Origin of the sequence: Micromonospora tarapacensis (assembly GCF_019697375.1) — a bacterium.
In the GTDB taxonomy this organism is placed as follows: Bacteria; Actinomycetota; Actinomycetes; order Mycobacteriales; family Micromonosporaceae; genus Micromonospora; species Micromonospora tarapacensis.
Window position 1 is genome coordinate 4,331,734 of record NZ_JAHCDI010000004.1, and the last position, 10,188, is coordinate 4,341,921.

5 protein-coding genes and 2 pseudogenes are annotated in these 10,188 nt (G+C 67.3%); 5 read left to right on the top strand and 2 right to left on the bottom strand.

Features of this window, described 5'->3' with window-relative positions; translation table 11 throughout:
- Positions 1-49: 49 nt before the first annotated feature.
- Positions 50-611, bottom strand: a pseudogene (locus KIF24_RS25670) (transposase family protein).
- 698 nt (positions 612-1,309) lie between these two features.
- On the opposite strand from KIF24_RS25670, the gene KIF24_RS25675 reads away from it, so the two are divergent.
- The 4 genes and pseudogenes from KIF24_RS25675 (at position 1,310) to alaS (ending at position 7,189) form a co-directional block, all read left to right on the top strand.
- Complete coding sequence (locus KIF24_RS25675; RefSeq protein ID WP_221086227.1) at positions 1,310-2,422, top strand: ParB/RepB/Spo0J family partition protein; 1,113 nt, start codon at positions 1,310-1,312, stop codon at positions 2,420-2,422.
- Positions 2,423-2,619: 197 nt separating this feature from the next.
- Positions 2,620-3,924: an amidohydrolase family protein gene (locus tag KIF24_RS25680; protein ID WP_407940011.1), complete on the top strand. Its 1,305-nt coding sequence runs from the start codon at positions 2,620-2,622 to the stop codon at positions 3,922-3,924.
- Positions 3,918-4,190 (top strand): annotated as a pseudogene (locus KIF24_RS25685) (IS1380 family transposase); the annotation flags it as partial. The gene KIF24_RS25680 and the pseudogene KIF24_RS25685, both read left to right, overlap by 7 nt.
- A 317-nt stretch (positions 4,191-4,507) precedes the next feature.
- On the top strand, positions 4,508-7,189 hold the full coding sequence (gene alaS / locus KIF24_RS25690; protein WP_407940012.1) for an alanine--tRNA ligase: 2,682 nt from the start codon (positions 4,508-4,510) through the stop codon (positions 7,187-7,189).
- 82 nt (positions 7,190-7,271) lie between these two features.
- On the opposite strand, the gene KIF24_RS25695 is transcribed toward alaS, so the two are convergent.
- Positions 7,272-8,435, bottom strand: a complete 1,164-nt coding sequence (locus KIF24_RS25695; RefSeq protein ID WP_221086230.1) for an acyl-CoA dehydrogenase family protein — start codon at positions 8,433-8,435, stop codon at positions 7,272-7,274.
- A gap of 250 nt (positions 8,436-8,685) precedes the next feature.
- Between KIF24_RS25695 and KIF24_RS25700 the strand changes: the two genes are divergently transcribed.
- Positions 8,686-10,113, top strand: a complete 1,428-nt coding sequence (locus KIF24_RS25700) for a UDP-glucose dehydrogenase family protein (RefSeq protein WP_221086231.1) — start codon at positions 8,686-8,688, stop codon at positions 10,111-10,113.
- Positions 10,114-10,188 lie beyond the last annotated feature (75 nt).

Here is a 10,188-nt window from a genome sequence, read left to right on the forward strand (position 1 = left end):
CGGATATGCGGATTATAAGACACCCTTGAATGAGCCACTTTCATCCTGCCTAGCGGTTCGCTTCGACGTGGTGCAGGGCCAGGATGGCTTGCACGACCGCGGTGGCTCGCCGTGGACAGCAGCGCAGCTTGACCAGGATCTATTAGGTTTTGAGCGTGGCGATCGCTCGTTCTCCGCGGGCGCGGATCGTCGCGTGGACCCGGTTCACGGCCTTCTGCCTGCCTGACAGCCTCGGCCGGAAGCGGCGCCGCTTGAACGGAGTGCGCACGCTGCCACGGGCGGTCGGTCGGGATCAGCGTGCCGTCCAGGATCGCCTACGCCAGCAGCCGGATGCGTCGCATGGCGGTGTCCAGGTCGTCGGCGGCCGAGCTGAGCAGCGCTATCGCCTTCCGGATGTAGCGCCCGGCGGTGGCGACGCCGATCTCGAACCCGGCCGCGAGTCGGGTGTAGGTGTCGCCGTTACGCCGGTGGGCAAGGGCGAGCAGCGCCTGCCGGCCGGGCTCGAGGCCCCGCCACCGGGATCGGCGTTGCTTAGGGTGGTCACGGATGCGTGCGGCGAGGTGGTTCAGGGTCCGGCTGGACAACGGAATCGTGGCGGGGCAGGACAGCATGGCGAGGCTCCCGGTCGGGGCTTCGAGTCCTGGTCGACAGCTGTCCTACCTGGAGCCTCGCACCCATCGATCACCGAGCCTGCCACACCCCGTCCCGAGCTGCAAGATCAGCTTGGAACAGGCTCAATGATTTGGTACCAGCCCGGGATGAGAACGGGAACGAGGCGGCGCAGACTCCGAACTGCGGACGAGTCCTCGAATACGGCCGGTAACCGCCGACAGCGGCGAGTCCGTCCGCTCCGGAGGTGTATCGATGTGATCAACCATTCTCTGGTCAGACCTCGCCTGCTACGCAGCCGCACCCAGGAGAAACTCTCCGAGCGCTCAGGCGTCAGTGTCCGGACCATCCGCAATTTCGAACGCGGACTGATCCTCAAACCTCGCCGCAGCTCCGTCGACATGCTGCTGGGGATATTCGACCCCGACCTGTGCCGACAGCCGCAGGAGCAGTCGACAGGAGAGCGAGGTGCGGCAATTCGGCAATTTTGTGACCGCCCGTCAGATGGTGGTCGTCCGGGCCGGGCCGGACCGGCACGTCGCGGGTCTGCCAGGAAGCGTGATCCCGGACCGATTAGGAAGGCCGGGCCGCATAACGAACATCTCTACAAAAAACTGAGGATCGACCGAGCGTGTATAAGTCGTGAGGCGGAGAGTTGTGCGCTGCCGTGCGGAGGTCGATTGACGAGGGGAATGCAGCCTTGAATCAGGTTGATGCGATGTCGACATCAGCTCTCCACGAAGACCCGATGCCCCCGGCCGACGGTGGCGCAATCGACGAGTTCCCTGCAGGGCGGGGGCCCTGGGTTGTCCAGCTGGCCAGCCTCTCGCTCGGTCGGTCTCCACGCCTTGGCGGAGCAGACGAGGAGCATGTAGCGCGCCTCGCGGAGGTCGACGGTGAACTCCCGCCGATCATCGTGGACCGGCGGACGATGCAAGTGGTCGACGGTGCCCATCGATTCATGGCCGCGGTGCTCAATGGGAAGGCATCCATCAGCGTCGAGTTCTTCGACGGCACCGCCGAAGACGCCTTCCTCCGCGCCGTCGAGGCGAATGTGACGCATGGCCTCCCGCTGTCGCGCGCCGAACGGCGCGCCGCCGCGGCACGCATCATCGCGTCTCACGCCGAGATGTCCGATCGGGCGATCGCCAAGGTCGTCGGCATGGCGGCCAAGATCGTTGCAGAGATACGGCACGCGGCCCAGCACGTGTCGTCGCTGCCGGCCGCTCGGGTGGGGCGAGACGGTAGATCCCGGCCGTCGAGCACAGTGGAAGGCCGGCTCAAGGCCGCCGAGCTGCTGGCGGACCAACCACAGTCATCGCTGCGAGAGGTGGCAAAGAGTTCTGGGATATCGCCGAGCACGGTGGGCGATGTGCGCCGCCGGCTGGCACGAGGCGAAAATCCGGTGAGCCAAGCGCACGCGTCCGACGAGAGCCGCCGACCGGATCCGCCCCGGTCACTCCGGCCAGCAGCAACGCCGGAAGCCCGGGTGTCGCCAGCCCGGCGCCGCTTGGAGTCGCGCCCGCTGCAGGCCGCGCTGCCGACGGTGGCCGATCCGGCCAGCGTCGTCACCAGGCTCGCCCATGACCCCTCCCTGCGCTACAACCAGGCCGGACGCCAGCTTCTGCGATTGTTGCAGGCGAACGCGTCGAGCCTGCTGGAATCGGCCTCTCTCGCCTCGGCGGTGCCTTCATACAGTGTGCCCATCATGGCGCAACTCGCGCGGCGGTACGCGCAGCTGTGGGACGACTTCGCTCAGGAACTGGAAGGGTCCGCTCGTCTCATGCCCGAGAGCAGAGTGAGGGGTGCGTAGCTCTCCGATGTCCGGCATCGCCGGTGGAAATTCCGAGTGACTCCGACATGGCATGGGGAATGGGTGCGGATCCGATGACTGAAACGTCCGATACTCTGCATCCGACGATCTCTTCGGAGGGGGAGGCCCATCTCGGTCAGCAGGATGCCGGTTTCCTGATCCGCGGCAAGTACGTCCTCACATCGTCCGAGCCCGAGATGGTCTCGGATGGCGCCGTGCGAGTGGTGGGCGACACGATCGCAGACGTCGGGTCGTTCGCAGATCTGTCCGGCAGGTTTCCTTCCTGTGCCGTTCTTGGCGGGCCCGACGATATCGTCACTCCCGGGTTCATCAACACTCACGGGCACTTCTCCGAAGCCCTCGTGACGGGAATCGCGGAGGACTACGCTCTCGGCGACTGGCTTCGGGTCCTGATCGACGCCGTCGCCCCCCGCCTCGACCGGGAAAGTGCCTTCATCGGTACGCTGCTCGGCGGTGTTCAGATGCTGAGGACCGGGATCACGCTGACGAACGACATGTTCGTCTGCGACCCGAGGACGACTCCCGTCACGCCCGGAGTCGTCCAGGGCCTAGAGGAACTGGGCCTGAAGGGCATCGTCTCCTACGGCGCGAGTGACCGGCGGTCAGGGACTGCGGTGGAGGGCGTGTTCGCCGAACATGCCGCGCTACGTGAGGCCGCGGCCGGCAGCACGCTGTGCCGGTTCCGCGTCGGTATAGCGACGGTGGCCGCGCAATCCCCGTCGATGTTCGCGCGGTCGGTTGACTTCGCATCGTCGCATGGGGACGCAGTTCACATTCACCTTCATGAGTCACGAGAGGAGATCGCGTTCATCCGGGAGTCCCGGCACATGAGCCCGATCGCGTACTGCGCGCAGAACGGGCTGTTCGATTCGCCGACACTCGCCGCACACTGCGTCTGGCTCGCGGACGCCGACATCCGTCTCCTGGCGTCGTACGGCGTCGGCGTAGCGTACAACCCGGTATCGAACATGATCCTCGCATCGGGGGTGTGCCCGGTCGCACGGCTGCGCGCTAGTGGGATCAAGGTCGGGCTCGGGGTCGACGGCCCGGCCAGCAACGACCGCCAGGACATGTTGGAAACGATCAAGACCGGCGTCCTCCTCCAACGTCTGGATCAGCTCGACCCCGCCGCGCTGACCGCGCGTGCGGTCCTCCGCATGGCGACCATCGAAGGTGCCGCCGCGCTGAACCTGGACAACGCGGTCGGTTCACTTGACCCCGGAAAGGCCGCTGACCTGGTTGTCTTCGACGGTGGCTCACCAGCCCTCGCCAATGTCCACGACCCGTTTCAGGCGATCGTCTACTGTGCGGGAGCTCGCGAGGTGAAGGACGTCTGGGTGGCGGGACAGCGACGGGTCGCCGACGGCGAGCTGCTGGGCGTCGACGTGCCCGCTCTGGTGCGGGAGTCGCGCAAGCTGGCCCGATGCCTGGCTCAGCGGGCCGATCTCGGGGCACTGTCGGTGCTCGCGGCACCGGGCTGAGAAGGAAGCTTCGGCGCGGCCCTCCGTCAAGGGCGTCGAACACCACCGCCGACCACATCCTCGTGTTCAACCACGCCCTTGAGCAGATCCCCGACGCCCACCGGCACGGCACGCCGATCCCCGTGCGCTCGGACTCGGCCGGCTGCACACACGGCTTCCTCGCCCGCATCCGCAGCCTGCGTGAACACGGCATCGACGTCCGGTTCTCCGTCGGCGTGGCGATCACCGAGCCGGTCCGCGAGGCGATCCGGGCTGCCATCGGATGGAATCACGCACGATCGTGCAGGCCGCCCGCGACCACGGCGTTTGTCTGGGGAGAAGCATCAATAACCAGGGGCTGTTCTGGTGACCAGTGTGCATGACTGTGGTCCGGCTGATGCGGTGGGGACCTGGGCGGGTTCCGACGAGAGTTCTACGACTGCTTGACCGCCCGGGCCCCGCCCCAGGCAACGCTTCCACCTAGTTGCGAGACGTCCCTTAGACTGCCCGATGGCACATGACAACGTGTCACACACGATGGGAAGCCACAGCGAAGCCGGGCGACCTCCACAGATCGTTCGGCGACATGGAAGGACGAATGCTGATGAGGTCCGCGGAAATCCGCAAACGCTGGCTCGGATTTTTCGAGGAGCGCGGGCACACGGTCGTGCCTTCGGCACCGCTAATCGCGGACGATCCGACCCTGCTGCTGGTACCTGCAGGCATGGTGCCTTTCAAGCCATACTTCCTCGGCCAGGAGAAGCCGCCCTTCCCGCGGGCCACGAGCATCCAGAAATGCGTCCGCACCCCGGACATCGACGAGGTTGGCAAGACCACTCGCCATGCCACGTTCTTCCAAATGTGCGGCAATTTCTCGTTCGGTGACTATTTCAAGAAGGAAGCGATCACCCTCGGTTGGGAACTGCTGACCTCCCCGCAGGACGCGGGCGGCTACGGCATGGATCCCGAGCGGCTGTGGATCACCGTCTTCCACGAGGATTCCGAAGCCGAGACGATCTGGCGCGATGTCGTCGGCGTCCCGCCGGAGCGGATCCAACGCCTGGGCATGGGGCCGAACTTCTGGTCCATGGATGTGCCCGGACCCTGCGGACCTTCGTCCGAGATTTGCTACGACCGCGGCCCTGAGTACGGCCCCGAAGGCGGCCCTGCTGTCAACGACGAGCGCTACATCGAATTGTGGAACCTCGTGTTCATGCAGTACGAACGAGGTGAAGGAACCGGAAAGGAGGACTTCGAGATCCTCGGGGTGCTGCCGGCGAAGAACATCGACACCGGCCTCGGCCTCGAGCGGCTGGCGATGATCCTCCAGGGCGTGAACAGCATCTTCGAAATCGACACCTCGCGTGCCGTCATCGACAAGGCGACCGAGCTGACCGGAGTTCCGTACGGCGCGGATCCGAAATCGGATGTCTCGCTCCGCATCGTTTCGGACCACATGCGGGCGTCGGTGATGCTCGTCGGGGATGGGGTCACACCCGGCAACGAGGGCCGCGGTTACGTTCTGCGCCGGATTCTGCGCCGCGCCATCCGCAATATGCGGTTACTCGGCTCCACCGGGCCGGTCGCCAAAGCCCTGCTCGACACCGTCATCGAGATCATGGGTGAGCAGTACCCCGAACTCCTGGCAGACCGCCCGCGTATCGAAATCGTCGTGCTGGCGGAAGAGGCCGCATTCCTCAAGACACTGAAAACCGGCACCGCCATCCTCGACGAGACGGTCGCCGAGACCAAACGCCGCGGTTCCTCCGTCCTGGGCGGCGACCAGGCGTTCATGCTGCACGACACTTACGGCTTCCCCATCGACCTGACCCTGGAAATGGCAGCCGAGCAGGGCCTGAAGGTCGACGAGGGCAGCTTCCGGCAGCTCATGAAGCAGCAGCGGGACCGGGCCAAGGCCGACGCTAGGGCGAAGAAGGCCGGCCACGCCGACCTGTCCGCCTACCGGGGTATTGCGGACCAGTCCGGGGCCGCCGAGTTCACCGGATACGAGTTGTTGGAGGACGAGGCTTCGGTCGTCGGCCTGCTGGTCGACGGCGTCCCTTCGCCCGTGGCGTCCGAGGGCGACGACGTCGAGATCGTCCTGGACCGAACGCCTTTCTACGCCGAGGGCGGCGGCCAGTTGGCCGACCACGGCCGAATCCAGACAGACTCGGGCGCGACCGTGACTGTTCACGACGTGCAGCAACCGGTGCCCGGCGTCCTGGTGCACTCGGGCAGGGTGCTGGTCGGCGAAGTCACTGTCGGCTCGACCGTGCTCGCGACGGTTGACGTCGAACGCCGTCGTGCCGTCTCGCGTGCGCACTCGGCGACTCACCTGACACACCAGGCGCTCCGCGACGCGCTCGGCCCGTCGGCCGCGCAGGCTGGCTCGGAGAACTCGCCCGGGCGGTTCCGCTTCGACTTCGCCTCACCCTCCGCGGTGCCCCACTCCGTGCTCGCGGACGTCGAGCAGGAAATCAACGAAGTGCTGGCCCGCGAGCTGGAAGTGACGGCCGCGGTGATGACCCTGGATGAGGCTCGCAAGCAGGGGGCTGTCGCGATGTTCGGCGAAAAGTACGGCGACCGGGTGCGCGTCGTCGCCATCGGCGACTACTCCAAGGAACTGTGCGGCGGCACGCATGTCCGCAACACCGCGCAACTCGGCTTGGTAAAGCTGATGAGCGAGTCGTCCATCGGCGCGGGCGTACGACGAGTCGAGGCACTGGTCGGCGTGGACGCGTACCGCTTCCTGGCGCGCGAGCACACGTTGGTGAGGCAGCTGACCGAGTTGGTCAAGGGCAAGCCGGAGGAACTGCCGGAGAAGGTCGCCGTCATGATCACGCGCATCCGGGAGGCGGACAAGGAGATCGACCGCTTCCGGCTCGACCGTCTCATGCAGGCGAGTGCATCGCTTGTGCAATCGGCCGAGCACGTCGGCGGCGTTGCGCTGGTCGCGGCGAGGGTGCGCGACGGGATCGCCATGGACGATCTGCGGCGGATGGCACGGGACGTGTGTGAGCGGTTCCCGTCCACAGAGGCTACGGTCGCCTTGTTCTCCGTCAAGGACGGCCGCCCGTTGTGTGTGGTCGTGGTGAATGAGAAGGGGCAGGCCCGCGGACTGAAAGCCGGCAAGCTGATCCGTACGGCGATGGCGGTCCTCGGGGGGCACGGAGGCGGCAAGGACAGCATGGCGCAGGGTGCGGGCACCGACCCGGGCGCCCTGGACCAGGCCATCGCCGCGACACGCCAGGCCGTCCTCGCGCAGATTCCGGCGCAGGACAAGTAGAACCGTCGGCTTCTTCGGTTACCCCAGAACGCGACCGGAAGCGCTCTGGGGTAACCGAAACTGCTGCCAGAACAGTCCCGAATCAGCCCTTCAGGAGCTGTCTTGCCATGACAATCCGCTGCACCTGGTTCGTACCCTCGTAGATCTGGGTGATCTTGGCGTCGCGCATCATCCGCTCGACCGGGTAGTCCCGGGTGTAGCCGTAGCCGCCGAGCAGCTGCACCGCATCGGTGGTGATTTCCATGGCGGCGTCCGAGGCGAAGCACTTCGCCGCCGCGCCGAAGTACGTCAGGTCGGCGTCGCCCCGCTCGGACCGGCCGGCCGCCGCATAGGTCAACTGCCGGGCGGCCTCCAGCTTCATCCCCATGTCGGCGAGCATGAACTGCACGCCCTGGAACTCCGCCACCGCCTTGCCGAACTGCTTGCGCTCGGCCACGTACCCCTTGGCGTAGTCGAGCGCGCCCTGGGCGATGCCGACGGCCTGGGCGGCGATGGTGACGCGGGTGTGGTCCAGGGTCGTCATCGCGGTGGCGAAGCCACTGCCCTCCGGGCCGATCATCCGATCCGCCGGAATCCGGACGTTGTCCAGATAGACCTCGCGGGTCGGCGAACCCTTGATGCCCAGCTTCTTCTCCGGTGCGCCGAAGCTGACCCCGGGATCGGACTTCTCGACTACGAAGGCGGATATCCCCCGGGACCGGGCGGCCGGATCGGTCACCGCGAAGACCGTGTAGAACTCCGAGACGCCGGCATTGGTGATCCAGCGCTTCACACCGTTGAGCACCCAGTGATCACCGTCACGTACCGCTCGCGTGGTCATCGACGCCGCGTCGCTGCCGGCCTCCGGCTCCGACAGGCAGTACGAGAACATCGCCTCGCCGGCGGCGACGGGCGTCAGGTAACGACGCTTGAGTTCCTCCGAGCCGGACAGCAGCAGCGGCATGGTGCCGAGTTTGTTCACGGCGGGGATGAGCGAGGACGAGGCGCAGGCCCGCGCCACCTCCTCGATCACGATCGCCGTGGCCAGCGCGTCCGCCCCGGCCCCGCCGTATTCGGCCGGGACGTGCGGGGCGTGGAAGTCGGCGGCGCGTAGCGCGTCGTACGACGCCTTGGGAAACTCGGCGGTCTCGTCCGCCTCGGCGGCGTGCGGCGCCACCTTCGCCGCACAGACCTCACGGACCGCCTCCCGGATCGCCTCGTGCTCCTCGGGCAACCGGTACGCGTCGAATGACTGCTCTGCGGCCATGTCGGCCCCTCCCCTTCACGGCTATCATGCGCAGTCTGTAGCGTCACCTGGACGCCCACCGCGCAGACTGAAGGATAACGACCACAGTTCAGGCGATGTTACCGGCGCGTAGGCTCGGCCCTGACGGAGCACCGAAGCCGCTCGGCGATGATGGACCACAGATGACGAACCACCCCTCCGGCGCCCCGTCCTGGCGCCGCAGCGGAACGCGACGCGGCCACGCGGCGCCAGTGCGAGCGGAGAGACAGGCGTGACCATCCCGTACCCGAACACCCAGCCGGCGCCCGCCATCCTCGCGGTGGCACCCCCCTCGGGCGCCTCCCGGCCGCGGGTGACCTTCCTGGGCACCGGCTACCTCGGTGCGACCTACGCCATCTGTTACGCGGAACTCGGCTACGAGGTGCTCGGCTTCGACGTCGACGCGGACAAGATCGCCAAGCTCAACGCGGGCGAGGTACCGATCCACGAGCCCGGCCTGGACGAGCTGCTCCGGCGTAACCTGGCCGCCGGCCGGCTGCGGTTCAGCACCGACATCCGCGAGACCGCCGACTTCGGCGACGTGCACTTCATCTGCGTCGGCACCCCGCAGCGGGCCGACGGGATGGGCGCCGACCTGTCGTACGTCGAGGCGTCCGTCACCAGCCTGGCCCAGCACCTGACCCGCAAGGCGCTGATCGTCGGCAAGTCCACCGTCCCGGTCGGCACCGCCGACTGGGTGGAACAGTTGGTCGGCAAGCACACCCCGGCCGACCTGGGCATCGAGGTGGCGTGGAGTCCGGAGTTCCTCCAGGAGGGCTTCGCCGTCGACGACGTGCTGCGGCCCAACCGGATCGTGGTCGGCGTCAAGAGCGAGTGGGCCAACGGTATGCTCTACGCAGCCCACAAGGGCGTGTTCGACCTGGCCGCCACCGAGGATCGCGAGGTGCCCCTGGTGGTCACCGACTTCGCCACCGCCGAGCTGGTCAAGGTCGCCGCGAACGCCTTCCTCGCCACCAAGATCTCCTTCATCAACGCGATGGCCGAGGTCTGCGAGGTCGCCGGCGGCGACGTCACCCAGCTGGCCCGGGCCATCGGCTACGACCCCCGCATCGGCAACCGCTTCCTCCAGGCCGGGCTCGGCTTCGGCGGCGCCTGCCTACCCAAGGACATCCGGGCCTTCCAGGCACGCGCCCAGGAACTCGGTGCCGGCGAGGCACTGCGCTTCCTGCACGAGGTCGACCTGATCAATCTGCGCCGCCGGACCCGGGTCCTCCAACTCGCCGCCGAACTGCTCGGCCGCCGCTCCGGCCCCGCCGGCCCCGATCTCTCCGGCACCCGCATCGCGGTGCTCGGCGCCACCTTCAAACCCAACACCGACGACGTACGCGACGCCCCCGCCCTCTCCGTCGCCGCACTGCTGCACAAGGCCGGGGCCGAAGTACACGTCTACGACCCGCAGGGCATGGAGAACGCCCGCCGGGCGGTGCCGGAGCTGGCCTACGAGACCGGCATCACCGAGGCGGTGACCGGCGCCGACCTGGTCTGCGTTCTCACCGAGTGGGCCGATTTCCGCAACGCCGACCCGACCACGCTCGGTGACCTGGTGGCCGGGCGGCGGGTGGTCGACGCCCGCAACTGCCTCGACTCGGCACTGTGGACGCAGGCCGGCTGGGAATACCGGGGCATGGGGCGGCCGTAGTCGGTGACCCGCCGACAATTGTCGAATTCCTGGCCCGCATTGGGCATGCTGCGACAGTGGGAATCCACAGTGCGG

Coding starts and splice junctions, on each gene's coding strand:
- KIF24_RS25680 (WP_407940011.1), top strand. CDS start 2,620: ATGGTCTCGGATGGCGCCGTGCGAGTGGTGGGCGACACGATCGCAGAC.
- alaS (WP_407940012.1), top strand. CDS start 4,508: ATGAGGTCCGCGGAAATCCGCAAACGCTGGCTCGGATTTTTCGAGGAG.
- KIF24_RS25695 (WP_221086230.1), bottom strand. CDS start 8,435: ATGGCCGCAGAGCAGTCATTCGACGCGTACCGGTTGCCCGAGGAGCAC.